The sequence below is a fragment of the Mesorhizobium sp. M0587 genome (assembly GCF_040320945.1).
Classification (GTDB): domain Bacteria; phylum Pseudomonadota; class Alphaproteobacteria; order Rhizobiales; family Rhizobiaceae; genus Mesorhizobium.
In genome coordinates, this window is the sequence record NZ_JAMYQP010000009.1 from 133,547 (window position 1) to 152,116 (window position 18,570).

General features: G+C 64.3%; 17 protein-coding genes. 11 read left to right on the plus strand and 6 right to left on the minus strand.

The window, feature by feature from the left end:
* Nucleotides 1-33: 33 nt before the first annotated feature.
* Nucleotides 34-2,736, plus strand: a complete 2,703-nt coding sequence (locus tag NKI49_RS11270) for a glycine--tRNA ligase subunit beta (protein ID WP_352598737.1) — start codon at nucleotides 34-36, stop codon at nucleotides 2,734-2,736.
* A gap of 190 nt (nucleotides 2,737-2,926) precedes the next feature.
* Nucleotides 2,927-3,247, plus strand: coding sequence for an ATPase (locus NKI49_RS11275; RefSeq protein ID WP_352598736.1), 321 nt, complete (start codon nucleotides 2,927-2,929; stop codon nucleotides 3,245-3,247).
* A 75-nt stretch (nucleotides 3,248-3,322) separates the two neighbouring features.
* Here NKI49_RS11275 and NKI49_RS11280 read toward each other — a convergent pair whose 3' ends face one another.
* The gene (locus NKI49_RS11280; RefSeq protein WP_352598735.1) at nucleotides 3,323-3,706 is read right to left on the minus strand and encodes a hypothetical protein; all 384 of its coding nucleotides are present in this window, start codon (nucleotides 3,704-3,706) and stop codon (nucleotides 3,323-3,325) included.
* 173 nt (nucleotides 3,707-3,879) lie between these two features.
* Nucleotides 3,880-4,329, minus strand: coding sequence for a hypothetical protein (locus tag NKI49_RS11285; protein WP_352598734.1), 450 nt, complete (start codon nucleotides 4,327-4,329; stop codon nucleotides 3,880-3,882).
* 192 nt (nucleotides 4,330-4,521) lie between these two features.
* On the opposite strand from NKI49_RS11285, the gene NKI49_RS11290 reads away from it, so the two are divergent.
* From NKI49_RS11290 to NKI49_RS11300, 3 genes are all read left to right on the plus strand, one after another.
* A complete protein-coding gene (locus NKI49_RS11290; RefSeq protein WP_352598733.1) occupies nucleotides 4,522-5,496 on the plus strand; it encodes an L-threonylcarbamoyladenylate synthase in 975 nt (324 codons plus the stop codon).
* Nucleotides 5,497-5,504: 8 nt separating this feature from the next.
* Nucleotides 5,505-6,935: an FAD-binding oxidoreductase gene (locus tag NKI49_RS11295; protein WP_352598732.1), complete on the plus strand. Its 1,431-nt coding sequence runs from the start codon at nucleotides 5,505-5,507 to the stop codon at nucleotides 6,933-6,935.
* A gap of 184 nt (nucleotides 6,936-7,119) precedes the next feature.
* A complete protein-coding gene (locus NKI49_RS11300; RefSeq protein ID WP_027022983.1) occupies nucleotides 7,120-7,686 on the plus strand; it encodes a DUF6101 family protein in 567 nt (188 codons plus the stop codon).
* 88 nt (nucleotides 7,687-7,774) lie between these two features.
* Here the strand turns inward: NKI49_RS11300 and ubiA are convergent, their stop codons facing one another.
* Both ubiA and NKI49_RS11310 read right to left on the minus strand, forming a co-directional pair.
* Nucleotides 7,775-8,758, minus strand: a complete 984-nt coding sequence (gene ubiA / locus NKI49_RS11305) for a 4-hydroxybenzoate octaprenyltransferase (protein WP_352598929.1) — start codon at nucleotides 8,756-8,758, stop codon at nucleotides 7,775-7,777.
* 60 nt (nucleotides 8,759-8,818) lie between these two features.
* A complete protein-coding gene (locus NKI49_RS11310) occupies nucleotides 8,819-9,730 on the minus strand; it encodes a LysR family transcriptional regulator (RefSeq protein WP_352598731.1) in 912 nt (303 codons plus the stop codon).
* An 89-nt stretch (nucleotides 9,731-9,819) separates the two neighbouring features.
* Here NKI49_RS11310 and NKI49_RS11315 point away from each other — a divergent pair, with 89 nt between their 5' ends.
* Both NKI49_RS11315 and purD read left to right on the plus strand, forming a co-directional pair.
* Nucleotides 9,820-10,641 (plus strand): phytanoyl-CoA dioxygenase family protein, encoded by an 822-nt coding sequence (locus NKI49_RS11315; protein ID WP_352598730.1) that lies wholly within the window; start codon nucleotides 9,820-9,822, stop codon nucleotides 10,639-10,641.
* A gap of 128 nt (nucleotides 10,642-10,769) precedes the next feature.
* Nucleotides 10,770-12,047 carry a phosphoribosylamine--glycine ligase gene (gene purD / locus NKI49_RS11320; protein ID WP_352598729.1) on the plus strand — a complete coding sequence of 426 codons (1,278 nt, stop codon included), beginning with the start codon at nucleotides 10,770-10,772 and terminating at the stop codon, nucleotides 12,045-12,047.
* A 17-nt stretch (nucleotides 12,048-12,064) separates the two neighbouring features.
* Here the strand turns inward: purD and NKI49_RS11325 are convergent, their stop codons facing one another.
* A complete protein-coding gene (locus NKI49_RS11325) occupies nucleotides 12,065-13,174 on the minus strand; it encodes a glycoside hydrolase family 25 protein (RefSeq protein ID WP_352598728.1) in 1,110 nt (369 codons plus the stop codon).
* A gap of 382 nt (nucleotides 13,175-13,556) precedes the next feature.
* Between NKI49_RS11325 and NKI49_RS11330 the strand changes: the two genes are divergently transcribed.
* A complete protein-coding gene (locus tag NKI49_RS11330) occupies nucleotides 13,557-15,326 on the plus strand; it encodes an acyl-CoA dehydrogenase family protein (RefSeq protein ID WP_352598727.1) in 1,770 nt (589 codons plus the stop codon).
* Nucleotides 15,327-15,345: 19 nt separating this feature from the next.
* On the plus strand, nucleotides 15,346-16,098 hold the full coding sequence (locus NKI49_RS11335) for a crotonase/enoyl-CoA hydratase family protein (RefSeq protein ID WP_352598726.1): 753 nt from the start codon (nucleotides 15,346-15,348) through the stop codon (nucleotides 16,096-16,098).
* A 231-nt stretch (nucleotides 16,099-16,329) separates the two neighbouring features.
* Here NKI49_RS11335 and pdxH read toward each other — a convergent pair whose 3' ends face one another.
* Nucleotides 16,330-16,947, minus strand: coding sequence for a pyridoxamine 5'-phosphate oxidase (gene pdxH / locus NKI49_RS11340; protein ID WP_352598725.1), 618 nt, complete (start codon nucleotides 16,945-16,947; stop codon nucleotides 16,330-16,332).
* Nucleotides 16,948-17,017: 70 nt separating this feature from the next.
* Here pdxH and NKI49_RS11345 point away from each other — a divergent pair, with 70 nt between their 5' ends.
* Nucleotides 17,018-17,479: an RT0821/Lpp0805 family surface protein gene (locus tag NKI49_RS11345; RefSeq protein WP_352598724.1), complete on the plus strand. Its 462-nt coding sequence runs from the start codon at nucleotides 17,018-17,020 to the stop codon at nucleotides 17,477-17,479.
* A 142-nt stretch (nucleotides 17,480-17,621) separates the two neighbouring features.
* Nucleotides 17,622-18,554: a DnaJ C-terminal domain-containing protein gene (locus NKI49_RS11350; protein WP_027022972.1), complete on the plus strand. Its 933-nt coding sequence runs from the start codon at nucleotides 17,622-17,624 to the stop codon at nucleotides 18,552-18,554.
* The last annotated feature ends 16 nt before the right edge of the window (nucleotides 18,555-18,570 follow it).

An 18,570-nucleotide genomic window follows, 5' to 3' on the forward strand; every position in this document is an offset into this window, starting at 1 on the left:
CCTCCCCATCGAGGGGAGGGTGAGGAGCTACGCATGCCCGACCTGCTTTTAGAACTCCGCTCCGAGGAAATCCCTGCCCGCATGCAGCGCAAGGCGGCGGGCGATCTGAGGAAGATGCTGGCCGACGGTCTGGTCGAGGCTGGGCTGACCTATGAGGCGGCGCGCGAGTACTGGACGCCGAGGCGCCTGACCCTTGATATCAGGGGCCTCACCGCGCGCTCGAAGGATGTAAGCGAGGAGATCAAGGGGCCCTCGACGACGGCGCCGGACCAGGCTGTCCAGGGTTTCCTGCGCAAGGCCGGGCTTTCGTCGGTCGCCGAGGCGCACGTCCATTCGGACCCCAAGAAGGGCGACTTCTATGTCGCCCATATTTCGAAGCGGGGCAGGGCGGCCGAGGAAATCATCGCCGAGCTGGTGCCTGATATCATCCGCAATTTCCCCTGGCCGAAGTCGATGCGCTGGGGACCGGCCTCGGCTAGGCCCGGCTCGCTACGCTGGGTACGGCCGCTGCAATCCATCCTGTGCACCTTCGGGCCGGAAACCGAGGAGCCGGTGGTGGTCGATTTCGAGATCGACGGAATTCGGTCGGGCAACATCACCTATGGCCATCGCTTCCATGCGCCGGGTGCCATTACGGTGCGCCGCTTCGACGATTATGTGAGCAAACTGGAAGCGGCGAAGGTTGTGCTCGACGCCGACCGGCGCAAGCAGATCATCCTTGCCGATGCGCGAAACCTGGCCTTCGCCAACGGACTCGACCTGGTCGAGGACGAGGGGCTGCTGGAGGAAGTGTCCGGCTTGGTGGAATGGCCGGTGGTGTTGATGGGCGAGTTCGAGCAGGATTTCCTCGCCATTCCGGCCGAGGTGATCCGGCTGACCATCCGCGCCAACCAGAAATGTTTCGTGACATCGCGCCTGATCTCCCCCCTTGAGGGGGAGATGTCGGCGAAGCCGACAGAGGGGGGCGCCTCGCGTGAAGCGCTGGCGCCATCTGCGCCGAGCCCGGTCGAACCGACCCCCTCTGGCCTACCGGCCATCTCCCCCTCGAGGGGGGAGATCAGCCAGCTTTCCAACCGCTTTATCCTCACAGCCAACGTCGAGGCCAAGGATGGCGGCAAGGAGATCGCCTACGGCAACGGCAAGGTGGTGCGCGCCCGCCTGTCCGACGCACTGTATTTCTGGACGACCGACCAGGGCGATTTGCCTGACCTTGGTGAGCTCAAGCCATCGGCTGAAAAGTTCGGGCTCGATCTGAAAAAACCGCTCGACCAGCGCATGGCCCGCCTCGACCATCTCAATGTGACCTTCCACGCCAAGCTCGGCACGCAAGGCGAGCGCGTGGAGCGGATCAAGCGGCTGGCTGGAGAATTGGCGCCGATCGTGGCGCAGTCGATCTCCCCCCTTGAGGGGGAGATGGCCGGTCCACCCTCCGCAGCAGCTGCGCTGCAGCTGCGGAGGACGGGCAGGCCAGAGGGGGTCGTCTCGCGTGAAGCGCCGGCCTCTTCCGTTAGAGATGGAGCGTCGCGCCCCGTCGTGCCGACCCCCTCTGTCGCCTTCGGCGACATCTCCCCCTCAAGGGGGGAGATTGCCGCGCTCGCAAGTCGCGCCGCTGTTTTGGCAAAGGCCGATTTGACGACCGAAGTCGTTGGCGAGTTTCCCGAGCTGCAGGGCGCCATGGGCCGCAAATACGCACTGCTCCAGGGCGAGCATCCGTCAGTGGCCGCCGCCATCGAGGAGCATTACAAGCCGCAAGGCCCGTCCGACTATGTGCCGGGCGATCCGGTGTCGGTCGCTGTCGCGCTTGCCGACAAGCTCGACACGCTGGTCGGCTTCTGGGCCATCGATGAAAAGCCGACAGGGTCGAAGGATCCCTATGCGCTGAGGAGGGCTGCGCTGGGTGTGGTGAGATTGGTGTTGGATAGTGAGACGCCGGTAAGCCTTCTTTCGATCATAGGAGAACATCGAAAAATCATCGAAGGCCAAATCGAGCGAAGGCACGTTGAAGAGCAAACCAAGTCGGGCGGCGACTATGCGACCGCACAAGCGGTTGTCGGCGACGGAAGGTCTAAGGACCGAGACCTTCTCGCCTTCTTCCACGACCGCCTGAAAGTCTATCTGCGTGAACAAGGTGCGCGACACGACTTGATCGACGCGGTGCTGTCGGCGGATTCGCGCCCAATCTCCCCCCTTGTGGGGGAGATGTCGGCGAAGCCGACAGAGGGGGGCGCTGTCCCGCCGACCCCTCAGCACGAGACGCCCCCCTCTGCCCTGCCGGGCATCTCCCCCACAAGGGGGGAGATCGGCCAATCGTCCAATGACGATCTCCTGCAAATCGTGCGCCGCGTCGAGGCGCTGGGGTCCTTCCTCGACACCGAGGATGGCAAGAACCTGCTCGCCGGCACCAAGCGCGCGGCCAACATCCTGGCTGCCGAGGAGAAGAAGAAAACGGCGGTCGCCGACACCGTCGAGCCGGCGCTGTTCCGCGAGGATGCCGAGAAATCGCTGTTTGCGGCGGTGAACCGGGCCGAGAGGCAAGCCGGCGAAGCGATTCAAAATGATGACTTTTCCGGCGCCCTGCTGGCGCTTAGCGCATTGCGCGAACCGGTTGATTCATTCTTTGAACGTGTTCTCGTGAATGATGAGGACCAGGCGGTGCGCGCCAACCGCCTGGCGCTGCTCGGCCGCATCCGCGCCGCCACCGGTCAGGTCGCGGATTTCTCGAAGATTGCTGGTTGAAAAGCATGATCCCGGAAAGTGGGAACCGGTTTTCGGACAAGATCATGCTCGGGCAAAACAGGCCGTAGGGGCCCAAGAAAAATATCTTCCGGCGAGCCGTTCGAGCCGGCTTACAGTCATATGGCGATGATCTCTCCGTGGCAAAAGGGACATGTTCCCCGACCCCACTTCCCCAACCACGGAGGCTTCCATGAATTCCGATCACGAAATCGAAGTGACAGAAGAAGAAACCTCGGCCCCCGCCGAGGCGCTTGAATCCGCTTCCGAAACCAACCTCGACCATGCCGCCGCTGCGGTGGTCGAAGCCGCCGATCAGTCTGACGACGACGAGGACGGCGATGAAGACGACGATGAAGGCGAAGATGAAGGCGAAGATGAAGGCGAAGAGTCCCACGACGCCGAAGCCGCCACTCTCTCGGGTGACGATGAGGATGAAGACGACGACAAGTCCGAGGACGACGAGTCCGAGGAAGGTGAGTCCGAAGACGACGACAAGGACGTCGCCGCCTGAGATTTCAATCCGGCTTTGCCGGAAGAGAGGGCGGTGCTGACGCGCCGCCCTTTTTTTCAGCGTTGCCGGATACGGTCAGTTCTCGAGGATACTGACGCGCACGCTGTTTTCGAAGACGTCGACCTGGATCAGCGGTTCGCCATTGACGATGGCGCGCCTGGTCGAGCCGCTCATGGCGCGGGGACGTTCCAGCATGCGCTGCAGATCGGCGCGCTGGTCGTTGGTCCTGAACCAGCCGTCACCCTCATCATCGCTGTCGCGGCGATGGAATTTGTGCCAGTTGGCGCGGTCCTGCCGCACCATCTGCGCCGCGCCGTCCAGCGCATAGCCATCACTTGCCTGGTGATCGCGATCGGAAATACGCGCCACATAGGATCCCAGCATCTCATCGGCATTGGCCGTTCCCGGCAACGACGCCAGAAGAAGTCCCGCTATGGCAACGTTTCTCAGTGTATTCATGGTCAACCCCCCTTATCCAAACCATATCTCGTCTGCCGAGCCGCTGGCGAAAATCCAGGCGGCAGCGCAGGCCGCGAGTGATGCCGGAACGGGCTTGCCCGGCAATGGTGCGCCTGGCGCCGGACCGCCGTCAATCCAGCCGGCTGCTGGCGATCTGTTATCCACGCAAGGCATTACTTGACCTGGCCGACCCCGGGAGCGGGCTCTTGTGCCACCGGTGCCGGGGCGGCTGCCGCGGGGGTGGTTTTCTTCTGTTGTTCGCCCGCCGCAGGGGCTGCGGAAGCCGTCGCTGTGGCAGGGACGGCGGCTGCGGCTGGTGCCTGGCCAGAGGCCGGTGTCGAGAAAGCACCGCCGGCGACGCCGCCACGAATGATCATCGGGCTCTGCGTGAACCCGTGCCGGGCTGCGGGCGCGTGGGGGATCGCCGCCACCTTTTCGTAGGTGACGTCGGGCTCGCCGAGCGCCACGACCGATTGCCCATCGCTCGCCTTGTCAGCGGCCGCTGCCTGCAGCAGGAGGACGGAGGGCGTCGAGGCCGGCGCGCCGGGAAAGATCAGCGACGAGGCTTGGGCCGTGCCGCCCGCCGCGGCCAGGGCGATCCCCAGCAATATACGCAAAGACATGATATGGCTCCCCATTGCCCAGAAGCGCGATGATAACGGACCGGAATTGATCCCGGCTTTCGCGAAAACATAGCATTTTAGGGATTGATAATTCGCCAACGCCCGACTTGCTCGGCAGCCGGCTTGCCCAACAGCTGACTTGCCCAACGGCCACCATCGTACTACGCACCCCTCATCTGTGAGGTGACGAGAGTGGCTGAAATACTTGCCGTCGGCGAAGCTCTGGAGCGGGCGCTGACGCTGCTTAGGGGTGGCGATGTCGTCGCCATTCCGACGGAAACGGTCTACGGGCTGGCCGGCGATGCCACCAATGGCATTGGCGTGGCGCGCATCTTCGAGGCCAAGGGGCGGCCGCGCTTCAACCCGCTGATCGCCCATGTCTCAGACATGGCGATGGCCGAGCGCATCGCCTCGTTCGATCCGTTGTCGAGGAAGCTGGCGCTTGCCTTCTGGCCTGGTCCGCTGACGCTGGTGCTGCCGCAGCGGGCCGGCAACGGCATCCATCCGCTGGTCACGGCCGGGCTCGACACGATCGCCTTGCGCATGCCGAGGGGCTTTGGCGGCGACCTCATCGCCAGGCTTGGCCGCCCGCTTGCCGCTCCGAGCGCCAATTCGTCCGGCAAGATCAGCGCCACGACGGCGCAAGCGGTGGCGGCGGATCTCGGCGCGCGCATAAAGCTGGTGGTCGACGGCGGCGCAACGCCGGTCGGGCTGGAATCGACCATCGTCAAGGCCGAAGGCGAGAACTTGCGGCTGCTGAGGCCCGGCGGCATCGCCGCCGAGGAGATCGAAGCGGCAATCGGCATGAAGCTGTTGCGCGGAGGGGCCGCCGGCGTCGAGGCGCCCGGAATGCTTGCCTCGCATTATGCGCCGGGGGCCGCGATGCGGCTCAACGCCGGCACGGTCGGTGAGGGCGAAGCCTTGCTCGCGTTCGGCAGCCAGCGAGCGCAAGGCTGGCGGCATGCTGCCGCGTTCCGCAATCTCTCCGCAGCGGGTGACCTGCGCGAAGCGGCGAGCAATCTTTTCGCCTATATGCAGGATCTCGACCGCAGCGGCGCGCGCACCATCGCCGTCGAGCCTGTCCCCTTCGACGGCCTCGGCGAAGCGATCAACGATCGGCTGTCGCGCGCGGCCGCCCCTCGTGACAACATCCCGCCAGCAACATAGTTTTCGCCATGACCGAAATTTCAAAGAAACTCGATCCCGCTCTCATCGACCGTTTCGCGGCGATCGTCGGCGACAAAAATGCGCTGCGTGACGAGCAGGACATCGCGCCTTATCTCATCGAACGGCGCGGACTCTGGCATGGCGCGACATCGCTGGTGCTGCGGCCGGGCAGCGTCGAGGAGGTCAGCCGGATCATGCGGCTGGCGACCGAAACCGGAACCCCGGTCGTGCCGCAGAGCGGCAACACCGGGCTGGTCGGCGCCCAGGTGCCGGACAGGTCCGGCCGCGAGATCATCCTGTCGCTGTCACGGCTGAACCGCATCCGCGAGATCGATGTCCTGTCCAATACGGTGACGGTCGAGGCCGGCGTCATCCTGCAGACGCTGCAGGAGGCGGCCGATGGCGTCGACCGGCTGTTCCCGCTTTCGCTGGCCGCGCAGGGGTCTTGCCAGATCGGCGGCAATCTCTCGTCCAACGCCGGCGGCACCGGCGTGCTTGCCTATGGCAATGCGCGCGAGCTCTGCCTTGGCGTCGAAGTGGTGTTGCCCACCGGCGAAGTGTTCGACGATTTGCGCAAGCTGAAGAAGGACAATACCGGCTACGACCTGAAGGACCTGTTCGTCGGCGCCGAGGGAACGCTAGGCGTCATCACCGCCGCCGTGCTCAAATTGTTCCCGAAACCGAAAGGGCGCGATGTCGCGTTCGTCGGCCTGTCCTCGCCCGAGGCCGCCCTTTCCGTGTTCGGCCTGGCCATGGACCGCGCCGGGGCCGCACTCACCGCCTTCGAACTGATCGGCCGCAGGCCATACGACTTCACGCTGGCGCATGCCCAGGGCGTTACGCGGCCGCTGGCGCAAGATTGGCCTTGGTATGTGCTGATGCAGATTTCGTCGGGCCGCTCATCGGACGATTCGCGGGCGTTGATCGAGGACGTGCTCTCGGCTGGGCTTGAGCAGGAATTCGTCGGCGATGCCGTGATCGCGGCCAGCATCGCCCAAGGCGACGCCTTCTGGAATTTCCGCGAGGTGCTGCCCGAAGCGCAGAAGCCGGAGGGCGCCTCGATCAAGCACGACATTTCGGTGCCCGTCGCATCTATCCCACGCTTCATCGAAGAGGCTGCCGGCGCGGTGGCGTCGGTCAGTGCCGGCGCGCGCGTCGTCTGCTTCGGGCATATGGGCGACGGCAACCTGCACTATAACATTTCGCGGCCCGTCGACGGCGACGACGAGGCGTTTCTCGATCTCTATCACACCATGAACAAGGCGGTGCACGACGTCGTGCGCAGCCTGCACGGGTCGATCTCGGCCGAGCATGGCATCGGCCAGTTGAAGCGGGACGAACTGATCGCCACCGCACCGCCGATGGCGATCGATCTGATGCGCCGGGTGAAGGCTGCCTTCGATCCGGCCGGCATCATGAATCCCGGTAAGGTTATCTGATCCTTTCAATATCTTTGGCTGGTGGCATTCCGATAACCATCCCTGAGATCAGCAAAATTTAACCGACTTTCTTAAGCGGGGCGGTAAGGAGCCCGCGCTACTGTTTCCACACAAACGAGGCTGGAAAAACCGGCCCGGAGAGAACCGGATACCGGCTCTCAGGAGACAGACAGGAAGGCACTCGATGAACACCGGACTGAAGCCAGTCTGGGCCGGACGCAACATGCGCCTCGACCCATTCCGCCTGCCGCAAATGGTGACCTACGCCACGCGCGACGACTATGGCGACGTGACCTTCACCATCGACCATCGCGGCGCCGTGATCCGCCGCTTGCTCGAAATGAGCGGCGTGCCGGCGATCATCGCTCTGCCCGCCAACGCGTTCCGCGGCGTTGCCGCCCGCGCGATGGAGGACCCGGACGGCAATGTCACGGTGACATTGGAACTTCTGCACAACGATCCGATGCTGTCGGTGCCTCTGCTGGTGGCCGACGACCTTGACGATGTCGCAGCCGACTGGCGCGCCTGGGCCGAGGCCTACCGCCTGCCGATGCTGCTGATCGAGTCGGATGGCGTCGCCCGTACTCTTGAAGAATCGCTCGGCGCCGCCATCAAGACGCTGCCGCCGCAGGCACGCCGCAAGGGCCGGGTTTCGACCACGCGCCGCCCGCGCTTCCTCGCCCGCCGCAGGGCCGGCGACCTTGGCCTGAGACTGGTCATCGGCGGCCAGGAGATCATTTCGCGGGAATAGTCTGCTGTGCCTTTCGCCTTCTGCAAAGTCGGCGCTGCCCCTCATCCGGCTGCCGCCACCTTCTCCCCGTAGAACGGGGAGAAGAAGACTACACCAGCGGCTTCAACGCCACCCACAGTGCGCCGCCGATCAGGCCGAGGAAGATCAGCCAGCCGACCTGGTTGTTCGACCGGAATAGCCGCAGGCACTGGTCCGGATTGTCGATGTCGAGAACCGCGATCTGCCGGGCCATATGGGCGCCGGCGGCGATCAGGCCGGCCAGCGCAACCACCGGAGCCTGCGCCGACGCAAAGGCAATCGCGAAGCAGATCAGCGTTCCGCCATAGAGCCCCGCCAGCCACGATTTGGTGTTTTCGCCGAACAGGCGCGCCGTCGAGCGCACGCCGACAATGGCATCGTCTTCCTTGTCCTGATGCGCGTAGATCGTGTCGTAGCCGATGACCCACAGGATCGACCCGATATAGAGCATGACGGCCGGACCATCGAGATCGCCGAACTCGACCGCCCATCCCATCAGCGCGCCCCAGGAAAAGGCGAGGCCCAGAACCAATTGCGGCCAGTCGGTTATGCGCTTCATGAATGGGTAGATGGCGACGACGACCAGCGAACAGATGCCGAGCAGAATGGCGAAGCTGTTGAATTGCAGCAGCACCGCCAGCCCGGCCAGGGCCTGCAGGACGAGAAACAGCCACGCCCGCCGGCGTGTGACCTTGCCCGCCGGCAGCGGCCGCGAGCGCGTGCGCTCGACCTTGTTGTCGATGTCCTCGTCGACAAGGTCGTTGTAGGTACAACCGGCGCCGCGCATGGCGATGGCGCCGATGAGAAACAGCACGAGATACAGTGGCGCCGGCAACAGCGAGAGCAGCGGATCGCCATGGCGCGGATAGGCGCTCGCCGCAAGCGCCGCCGACCACCAGCATGGCCACAGCAGGAGCTGCCAGCCGATCGGCCTGTCCCACCGTGCAAGCTGTGCATAGGGCCATATCGAGCGCGGCAGCACGCGGTAGACCCAGTGGCCGTTCGGCGCGTCGGCGACGCGGCCCTGGGCCGCTTTCGATTGGACAGGTTCCATGATCATGGAGTGGCAGCAGCGGCGGAAACCGTCAAGCGGCAAGCGGGCTCGGTCAGTCCGTCACGAGGCAAAGATTTCGTACGTGGCGAACCAGTCTTTGGCCACCTCCACGAATGCCAGCGCCGCATTCGACACGCGCTGCTGCGTGTCATGGGTGAGGATGATCCGCTGCATGGGCAGCGGATCCGACAACGGCTTGCAAATGAGGGGCAGCCCGTCATAGCTGCGGTCGCCGTGCGGGCGGGTGTAGCTGACGGCGACGCCGAAGCCGTTCGCCACCATGCTGCGCTGGAGTTCGAACGAACTCGTCGCTCTGTCCGCCACCGGCGACAGGCCGCGGCTGCGGAACAGATCCAGCATATGCTGCCAGCTGTGCGGCTGGTCCGTGGTGATCAGCGGATAGGCGGCGAGATCCGCCAGGCTGATTTCGGGGCGATCCGCCAGCGCATGGCCCGCCGGCAGCAACGCATGCGGCCGCAACTCGTGCAAAAGGATGCGGGCGAAATGCGACGGCAGGCCGAGATCGTAGGTGAGGCCGAGATCGATGGCGGCGTCTCCAAGGCGCCGCCCGAGCGTCTCGAACGTCTCGTCGCCGACAATGACTTCGACGGCAGGATAGCGCTCCGAAAAGGCGCGGATGAGACCCGGCGCGAAATAGGGCGCCAGGTCCTCGAAGCATCCGAGCGTCAACTGGCCGGCGACCGCGGACTTGCGCGAACCCAGCCCAATGAGTTCGTCGGTCTCGGCAAGAACCTGCCTTGCCTTCGCCACCACAGTGCGGCCGAAGGAGGTCAGCGAAACGCCGCTTCCCCGTTGCCGCACGAAGAGCTTCTGGCCAAAGTCCTTTTCAATCGCGTCGATCGCCACCGAGATCGACGGCTGAGAAATGTTCAGCGCCCTGGCCGCGCCGGTGACGCTGCCTTGGCGGGCGACCGTGACCAGATAGCGCAGCTGCGTGAGGGTGATGCTCATAGTCCAGGTCTATGCGTCGGATGCGAAGTTATTATTTTACTGAATAAGCTGGGGTTGCGATAGTCGGCCGATCCTGAAAGGAGGACACCATGGCTTCCCAAGTTGCGACCCGCACAATTGATGCCGGACTGATCGATGGGGACACGATTGCCGATTACCAGCGTGACGGCGCGGTCTGCATCCGCGGCGCGTTCAAGGGCTGGGTCGACACGATCGCCGCCGGCATCGAGCGCAACATGCAGAACCGCAGCGCCACGGCATCGGACATCGCCAATGGCCGCGGCAGTTTCTTCGACGATTATTGCAATTGGGAGCGCATCCCCGAATTCGTCAAGCTGGTCCGGGAATCGCCCGCCGCCCAAATGGCGGCAGCGGTGATGCAGTCGCGCACCGCGCAGTTCTTCCACGATCATGTCCTGGTCAAGGAACCCGGCACCCAGAAGCTGACGCCCTGGCATCAGGACATTCCCTACTACTTCGTCGATGGCCGGCAGACGGTAAGCTTCTGGATCCCCATCGACCCGGTGAAGGAAGCGACGTTGCGGCTGATCGCCGGCTCGCACAAATGGGACAAGATGATCCTGCCGGTGCGCTGGCTCGACGACGGCAATTTCTATGCCGGCGAGGGTGACTATCTGCCGGTGCCGGATCCCGACAAGGACCCGTCGATGAAGGTGCTCGAATGGGAGATGGAGCCGGGCGACGCCATCCTGTTCGACTTCAGGACCGCGCATGGCGCGCGCGGCAACCTCACTGCGGCGCGGCGCCGGGCGCTGTCGCTGCGCTGGGTCGGTGACGATGCGCACTATGTCGAGCGGCCCGGCCGCACATCGCCGCCCTACCATGGCCATGGCATGCAACCGGGGCAGAAATTGCGCGAGGACTGGTTCCCGATCGTCTATCAGGGCTGAATTGGCCTGGGACGTCCGCGGCCGCGCGACGTTCCGGTGCCCAACGGCGGTCGATCGAGCCAAAGGTCTTGACCCGCTGCCCTGAGAGCAATAGCGCAGTCCCTGTCGTGGAATGAAGGGACATGGGCATGCGCGTTTTGTTGATCGGCTCCGGCGGCCGCGAACATGCCCTGGCCTGGAAGATCGCCGCTTCGCCGCTGCTGACCAAGCTTTACGCCGCTCCCGGCAATCCGGGCATAGGCAGCGAGGCCGAACTGGTGAAGCTGGACATCGCCGATCACGCCGCCGTCGCCGCCTTCTGCCGAGAGAAAAAAATCGACCTCGTAGTCGTCGGCCCTGAAGGGCCGCTGGTCGCAGGCATTGCCGACGACCTTCGCGCCGAAAACATCCGCATCTTCGGTCCATCCAAAGCCGCCGCGCAGTTGGAAGGCTCGAAGGGTTTCACCAAGGACCTCTGCGCCAGATACAACATCCCTACCGCCGCCTATGGCCGCTTCGCCGATCTGGCTTCGGCGAGAGCTTATGTCGAGAAGGTGGGCGCGCCGATCGTCATCAAGGCCGACGGGCTCGCCGCCGGCAAGGGCGTCACCGTCGCCATGACGCAGGATGAGGCGCTCGCCGCGCTTGACGCCTGTTTCGACGGTTCTTTCGGCGCCGCCGGCGCGGAGGTGGTGGTCGAGGAGTTCATGACCGGCGAGGAGGCGAGTTTCTTCTGCCTCTGCGACGGCACCACAGCACTTCCCTTCGGCGCCGCGCAGGACCACAAGCGCGTCGGCGATGGCGACACCGGCCCCAATACCGGCGGCATGGGCGCCTATTCGCCGGCTCCGGTGATGACGCCGCAGATGATCGAACGCACCATGCGCGAGATCATCGAGCCGACCATGCGCGGCATGGCCGAACTGGGAGCGCCCTTCGCCGGCATCCTCTTCGCCGGGCTGATGATCACGGACAATGGGCCGAAGCTGATCGAGTACAACACCCGTTTCGGCGATCCGGAATGCCAGGTGCTGATGATGCGGCTGAAGGACGATCTGCTGGTGCTGCTCAATGCGGCGACCGACGGCCAGCTTGCGCACATGTCGATACGCTGGCGCGACGAGGCGGCACTGACAGTGGTGATGGCGGCCAGAGGCTATCCCAGCACGCCTGAAAAAGGATCGGTGATCCGCGGCGTCGAAGAAGCGGCGAGCGACGGCGTCCAGATATTCCATGCCGGCACGGCCATCAATGGCGGCGCTCTGGTCGCCAATGGCGGCCGCGTTCTCAATGTCACCGCGACCGGCGATACGGTCGGTGAGGCGCAGGGACGGGCCTATGCGGCGCTCGACCGGATCGACTGGCCTGATGGGTTCTGCCGCCGCGACATTGGCTGGCAGGCCGTGGCGCGTGAACAGGCAGGCTGAAAGTCCGGGACGCCGGCTTACCGCTGGCCGCGATCGATCTCGGTCGAACCAGTGCTGAGCGGATCGACCGCCGTGAAAGCTGCGTCGAGTTGGTCGGGAGAGCGCTGTCCGGTCCGTTTCCAGGCGACATATTGGACGATGCCGAAGCCCGGCCGCCGCGGCACCGTCTTCACGACAGGCATGTGGAAGCCGTCGCGGAAGCGCGACCAGCGCGAACCGAGCACAGTCATCATTTCATCGAAAGTCGGGGGCGTCGCTACGTCGGCATAGGTGATGATTGTCTTGCCGGCCAAGGCTGCTTCCCGCGAGACCGGCACCGGCACGCTGGCAAGATAGTCGACCGGCACGTCGATCAGCCCGCCGAATGGCCATTGCTGGCGCAGTGTGGCGACATCCATCGGCGCGGCGTTGACGTCGATATCGTGAGGCGTTCCGGCAACCCGGTAGGGACAACGGAAACGGCCGCAATTTGCCTGCGCCGAAAACTGCCAGAGCGCGTAGCCCTGCCAGTTGCCCATCGGAAAATGCACATCGATGTCAGGCTTGTAGCGCGCGTACCAGAGCGGCAGGCGCGACAGAAGCCGGTATTCATAGCGGTTGTCGGCGATATATTGGGCTGTCTTGCCGTTGGTGTAGAGCACCGGGAAGCGGCCGATCCGCCGATGCACCTGGCGCACGAACTCCTCTGCGTCGTCGAGCGACATCCATTGCGAGGGATCGTTGCCTTCCAGGTCGAGAGCCAGCAGGTCGTCCGGCGCGGGTTCGGCGAAATCGAGGAAATTGTTGGCCTGCTCGACCGGATTGCCCGGGCGGGCGAGGTGGTAGGCGCCCCATTTCATGCCGAGTGCCTTGGCGACGACCTTGCGCGTCTGGAACAGCTCGCGCGTCACCGCATAGCGTTTCCACAACGCCTTGCACAACTTCACCTCGGTATCGCCGCCGAAACAGAAATAGGGCGGCGGCATGCCGTCGGACGCCTTGTTGATGAAGCCGGCGATGCGCTTGTCTGTGGCAAGTTGAGCCCAGTCGATGGAATTGTATTCGTAGGCGTCAACGACCAGGGCGCGGTCTGCGTCTTTCCACGGCTCGGAGAAATCCGAGGCCTTTGCCGCTGTCGACAGCGCCATCGTCGCCGCCAAGGCGAGAAGCGCCAGCGCATGTCGCCCAAAAATGTGCAGCGGTTTTGAGCCAACGACACGCACGGAAAACAAAGGCTTGAAGAGCGTCGGCGCGACGCTTTTCAAGCAGCGAATGAGGCGCGCCGTCCTTTTCAAACAAGGAGTCCCCGTCGTTCAAAGGCAAATCCTGGACCGCTATGGTTAAGGAAATGCTTCGATCCGAAAGCTGGATCTGAGGCGGTTTGGCGGATCGACGCGCGGGCGATTGCAAAATCCGCGTGACAAAATTTGACGTTTACGTAAAAAGAAAGAAGGGAAGACCGCCCCAAGGCGGACGGTTTGCGGCCCCGTCGCCGCCGGTCGGTGGGCGGGAGTTGAGGAGGATAGCGGCATGTATCGGGCACCGGTCGAGGACATCGCGTTCACGCTGAAGCACGTGGCCGGCATGAAGTCTGCCCTCGATGCCGGCACGTTCGGAGATCTCGGCGAGGATCTGGTCGATGCCGTTCTGAGCGAGGCCGGCCGCTTCGCTACCGAGGAGGTGGCGCCCCTCTACAATATCGGCGATAAGCAAGGCGCAGTGCTGAAGGACGCTGCCGTCATCACGCCGTCCGGCTGGAAGGAACTCTATCGCCGCTGGATCGACGGCGGCTGGAATGCGCTCTCCGGGCCTGAAGAGTTTGGCGGCCAGGCGCTGCCGACCATGCTTGGCGTCGCCGCGCTCGAAATGTGGAATTCCGCCGCCATGGCCTTCGGCATCGGCCCGACGCTGACCATGGGAGCGGTCGAAGCGCTCGACAAGCACGCCTCTGAAGACCTCAAGGCCAAATATCTCAAAAAGCTCGTCTCCGGCGAATGGATGGGCACGATGAACCTAACCGAGCCGCAGGCCGGCTCCGACCTCGCTGCCTTGCGCGCCCGCGCCGAGCCTGCTGGCGACGGCACCTACCGTATCTTCGGCCAGAAGATATTCATCACCTACGGCGAGCACGATTTCACCGACAACATCATCCATCTGGTGCTGGCGCGCCTGCCCGACGCGCCGGCCGGCACGCGCGGCATATCGTTGTTCCTGGTGCCGAAATTCCTGGTCGGCGACGACGGCTCGCTGGGCGCGCGCAACGATGTCTTCTGTTCCGGTCTTGAGCACAAGCTCGGTATTCATGCCTCGCCGACCTGCACCATGATCTATGGCGATGGTTTCGCGGGTGCCGAGCCCGGCGCGATCGGCTGGCTGATCGGCGAGGAGAACAAGGGGCTCGCCTGCATGTTCACCATGATGAACAATGCCCGTCTCGCCGTCGGCATGCAGGGCGTGGCAGTCGCGGAAGCCGCCACCCAGAAGGCGATCGCCTATGCCAATGAGCGCCGCCAGGGCAAGGCGCCGAGCTACACCGGCGCCGGCATGGCGCCGATCGTCCATCACCCCGATGTGCAGCGCAATCTCCTGACCATGAAGGCGCTGACGCAGGTGGCGCGCGCCATCAGCTACTGCTGCGCGCACGCCATCGACATGGCGCGCGTATCGTCCGGCGACGAGGCCGTGCATTGGCGCGACCGTGCCAATCTCTTGACGCCCCTGGCCAAGGCGTTCTCGACCGACGTCGGCGTGGACGTCGCCTCGCTCGGTCTCCAGGTGCATGGCGGCATGGGCTTCATCGAGGAAACCGGTGCGGCGGCGCTCTACCGCGATGCCCGCATCGCGCCGATCTACGAGGGCACCAACGGCATCCAGGCGATCGATCTGGTGACGCGCAAGCTGCCGCTTGGCGGCGGCGACCATGTGCATGGCTTCGTCGACGAATTGGCGGCGGTGGCCGGAGCCGTGCGTATCTCCAATCTGCAAGGGTTTGGCCGCACGGCCGATGCCCTCGACCAGGCGCTCGGTGATCTGACGCAAGCAACCCGCTTCCTCCAGAAACTGTCGGCCGACGGCCGGTCGGACGAGGGGTTGGCGGGTGCGACGCCTTACCTCAGGCTGATCTCGCTGGCTGCCGGCGGCGCCTATCTGGCGCAAGGGGCACTCGCCGATCAGGCCCGTATCGCGCTTTGCCGCTTCTTCGCCGAAAACCTGCTCGGCGAGGTCGGCGCGTTGAAGCAACGCGTTGTCGATGGTGCCGAAAGCCTTGCCGCTGCCGGCAAGACGCTGATTTCAGCCTGACGCCCACAAGGAAAACACCATGACGGACCATATCCTCGTCGAGCGCCAGGGCGCCATTCAGATCATCCGCATGAACCGCCCGGACAAGAAGAACGCGCTGACGCGGGGCATGTATGCCAAGATGTCCCAGACGCTGGCCGAAGGCGATGCCGATCCGGCGATCCGCGTTCACGTTTTTCTTGGCGTGCCCGGCGCCTTCTCCTCGGGCAACGACCTCGGCGACTTCATGGTCGTGGCCACCGGTGGCGATGGCGGCACCGAGGTCTGGGATTTCCTAATGGCTCTGGCCAAGGTCGAAAAGCCAATGGTTTCCGGGGTCGATGGCATAGCGGTCGGCATCGGCACCACGCTCAACCTGCATTGCGACCTGACTTTCGCGACGCCACGCACCGTGTTCAGGACGCCTTTCGTCGATCTCGGCCTAGTGCCGGAGGCGGGATCGAGCCTGCTTGCCCCGCAAATCCTCGGCCGGCAGAGCGCTTTCGCCCTGCTCGGCCTTGGCGAAGGCTTTTCGGCCGAACGGGCGAAAGCCGCCGGCCTGATCTATGAGGTGGTCGAGGAGGGCGCGCTGGAGGCCTTGGTCCTGGCCGCGGCCGGCCAGATCGCCGCCAAACCCCCGCAGGCGCTGAAGATAGCGCGCGATCTGATGCGCGGCTCGTGTGACGACCTCGTCGCGCGCATCAAGGTAGAAAGCGAACATTTCCGCGAACGGCTGAAATCCGACGAAGCGCGCGCCGCGCTGACGGCGTTCATGACCAGGAAGAAGACGTAAGCCCGACCTGAATGGGGGCGCGGACGCGGAAACTGCCAATCTCCCCCCTCGTGGGGGAGATGTCCGGCAGGACAGAGGGGGGCGCTGTCCCGCCAACCTCTCAGCCCATGCTGGTAGCGCTCGCAAACAAGTTCACATGATCATCAAAGTCCGAAGGCTGGCGATCCTTCGCGCCCCCCTCTGCCCTGCCGGGCACCTCCCCCACGAGGGGGGAGATTGGCGCGCTGCACCTCAGGGATAAAGCCGCGTCTTGTCCCAGCCGCCTTTCGCGTTGCGCGAGAACACCACCCGGTCGTGCAGCCGGAACGGCCTGTCGTGCCAGAACTCGATCGTCTGCGGCACGATGCGGAAGCCAGACCAATGTTTGGGGCGTGGAATTTCGCCGATCGCATAGCGCGCGGTGTATTCGGCAACCGCCTTCTCCAGCGCGAAGCGGCTTTCCAGCGGCCGCGACTGCTTCGAGGCCCAGGCGCCGATGCGGCTGCCGCGCGGGCGCGTCGCGTAGTAGGCATCGGCCTCGGCGTCGCTGACGATCTCCACCGGCCCGCGGACGCGCACCTGCCTGCGCAGCGATTTCCAATGGAAACACATCGCCGCCTTCATGCTGCCAAGAATTTCGCGGCCCTTGGCGCTCTCGAAATTCGTGTAGAACACGAAGCCGCTTTCATCGAACCCCTTGAGCAGTACCATCCGCACATCCGGCATGCCCTCGGCGTCGACGGTGGCCAGTGCCACGCCGTTCGCGTCGTTGATTTCGCTCTTCGTGGCGTCGTCCAGCCATGCGGCAAAAAGGCGAAACGGCTCGGCTGCCTCGGTAAAGTCACCGCTTGTTAACTCAGTGTCACTCATAGTTTTTCTCAATTGTCGCGAAGCCAGATTTTACGAAGCCCAGATTTTACGAAGCAGGGGAGATTGCCGATTGTCGCGTATCGCGCAAGCTTTTGACAGCAGGCAATGGGGCGTTATCGCTTCGGCCAGCACGAAAGCGGCGATCGTGATGGTCGCTCTGCCGCTTGCCGCCTGCGGTGCCGGTGGTTTCAGCCTCGAAAAGGCCGAAGTCGATCGCTCGATCCTGACCGGCAGCACGTCGGCTTCAGCCGCACCGGTCGATTCCGATCGCAATTCCGACCAGACGACGATCGGCAATGCCGTGTCTTCGGTCGACGTCGAGCAACTCGGCGGGCAGTCCGTGCCGTGGGCAAACGCCGGCACCGGGTCGCGCGGCTCCATCACCGATCTGGCGGAATTGAAGGACAGGGGCCAGACATGCCGCCGCTTCAAGGCCTCGCGCGAAAGCTTCGACGGCGTTGTCATGTTCGAGGGTGAACTGTGCCTCGCCAGCGCCGGCGGCTGGCGCATGCAGGACTTCAAGCCGCTCTGATTTTCCATCTTTGACGCTCCGATTCTCCATTTTCGATGCTAATATTCCGCCCTTGAAATGACCGCTCACCACTGGAATTTCTTCCTATGCGAGCGCATATAGAGGGCAACTATGGACTCACTCCTATTCCAGGGCAGGACGCATGCGCGACCCCTATGAAGTGCTGGGCGTTGCCAAGAACGCATCAGCCAAGGACATAAAATCGGCGTACCGGAAACTCGCCAAGAAGCATCATCCGGACCAGAATCCGAATGATCCCAAGGCGAAGGACCGTTTTGCCGCGGCCAACCAGGCTTATGAGATCGTCGGCGACGAGAAGACACGCGCCGCTTTCGATCGTGGCGAGATCGACGCCGACGGCAAGCCGCGTTTCCAGGGTTTTGAAGGAGCGGCCGGGGGCGGCGATCCCTTTGCCGGTTTCCGTCGCCAGCAGCAGGGAGCCGGCGGCTCGCGTTTCGAATTCCGCTCCGGGCGTCCGGGCGGCGATCCGTTCGATGGCAACAGCGACATTTTCAGCCAGATTTTCGGCGACGCCTTTTCCGGCACGCGCGGTGCCGGCATGGGCGACCGCCGCCAAGCGGCCACCGCGGCCGATCTGAACGTGACGCTCGATGTCACCGTCGAGGAAGCGGCGACCGCCGAAAAGGTGACGGCGATGTTCCCCGACGGACGCAAGATGGCGGTCAAGCTGCCGGCCTATGTCGAGGAGGGCCAGATCATCCGGCTGAAGGGACAGGGCGAGCAAGGACCGGGCCAGCCCGGCGACGCGCTGGTCAAGATCCACATCCGCCGGCATTCGCGGTACCGCATCGAGGGCCGCGACTTGCATGCCGATCTGCCGGTGTCGCTGGCCGATGCGGTGCTGGGCGCCAAGGTGCCGGTCGAGACTCCCACCGGCAGGCTTGCGGTCAACATCCCGGCGTGGTCGAGTTCGGACAAGGTCCTGCGCCTGAAAGGCAGGGGCCTGCCGGAAAAAGCCGGCGGCCATGGCGATCTCTACGCCCATGTACGGATTATGCTGCCGGAAGGCGGCGACAGTGCGCTCGAAGCGATGTTCCGCAACCGAAAAGGCTGATTGGCGGCTCTTGTCC

What these genes read in the sequence shown, in the direction of transcription:
- pdxH (WP_352598725.1), bottom strand. Translation starts at nt 16,947, where the DNA reads ATGAGTGACACTGAGTTAACAAGCGGTGACTTTACCGAGGCAGCCGAG.
- NKI49_RS11350 (WP_027022972.1), top strand. Translation starts at nt 17,622, where the DNA reads ATGCGCGACCCCTATGAAGTGCTGGGCGTTGCCAAGAACGCATCAGCC.
- NKI49_RS11325 (WP_352598728.1), bottom strand. Translation starts at nt 13,174, where the DNA reads ATGGCGCTGTCGACAGCGGCAAAGGCCTCGGATTTCTCCGAGCCGTGG.
- NKI49_RS11280 (WP_352598735.1), bottom strand. Translation starts at nt 3,706, where the DNA reads ATGAATACACTGAGAAACGTTGCCATAGCGGGACTTCTTCTGGCGTCG.
- ubiA (WP_352598929.1), bottom strand. Translation starts at nt 8,758, where the DNA reads ATGGAACCTGTCCAATCGAAAGCGGCCCAGGGCCGCGTCGCCGACGCG.
- purD (WP_352598729.1), top strand. Translation starts at nt 10,770, where the DNA reads ATGCGCGTTTTGTTGATCGGCTCCGGCGGCCGCGAACATGCCCTGGCC.
- NKI49_RS11270 (WP_352598737.1), top strand. Translation starts at nt 34, where the DNA reads ATGCCCGACCTGCTTTTAGAACTCCGCTCCGAGGAAATCCCTGCCCGC.
- NKI49_RS11315 (WP_352598730.1), top strand. Translation starts at nt 9,820, where the DNA reads ATGGCTTCCCAAGTTGCGACCCGCACAATTGATGCCGGACTGATCGAT.
- NKI49_RS11310 (WP_352598731.1), bottom strand. Translation starts at nt 9,730, where the DNA reads ATGAGCATCACCCTCACGCAGCTGCGCTATCTGGTCACGGTCGCCCGC.
- NKI49_RS11285 (WP_352598734.1), bottom strand. Translation starts at nt 4,329, where the DNA reads ATGTCTTTGCGTATATTGCTGGGGATCGCCCTGGCCGCGGCGGGCGGC.
- NKI49_RS11330 (WP_352598727.1), top strand. Translation starts at nt 13,557, where the DNA reads ATGTATCGGGCACCGGTCGAGGACATCGCGTTCACGCTGAAGCACGTG.
- NKI49_RS11300 (WP_027022983.1), top strand. Translation starts at nt 7,120, where the DNA reads ATGAACACCGGACTGAAGCCAGTCTGGGCCGGACGCAACATGCGCCTC.
- NKI49_RS11295 (WP_352598732.1), top strand. Translation starts at nt 5,505, where the DNA reads ATGACCGAAATTTCAAAGAAACTCGATCCCGCTCTCATCGACCGTTTC.
- NKI49_RS11335 (WP_352598726.1), top strand. Translation starts at nt 15,346, where the DNA reads ATGACGGACCATATCCTCGTCGAGCGCCAGGGCGCCATTCAGATCATC.
- NKI49_RS11275 (WP_352598736.1), top strand. Translation starts at nt 2,927, where the DNA reads ATGAATTCCGATCACGAAATCGAAGTGACAGAAGAAGAAACCTCGGCC.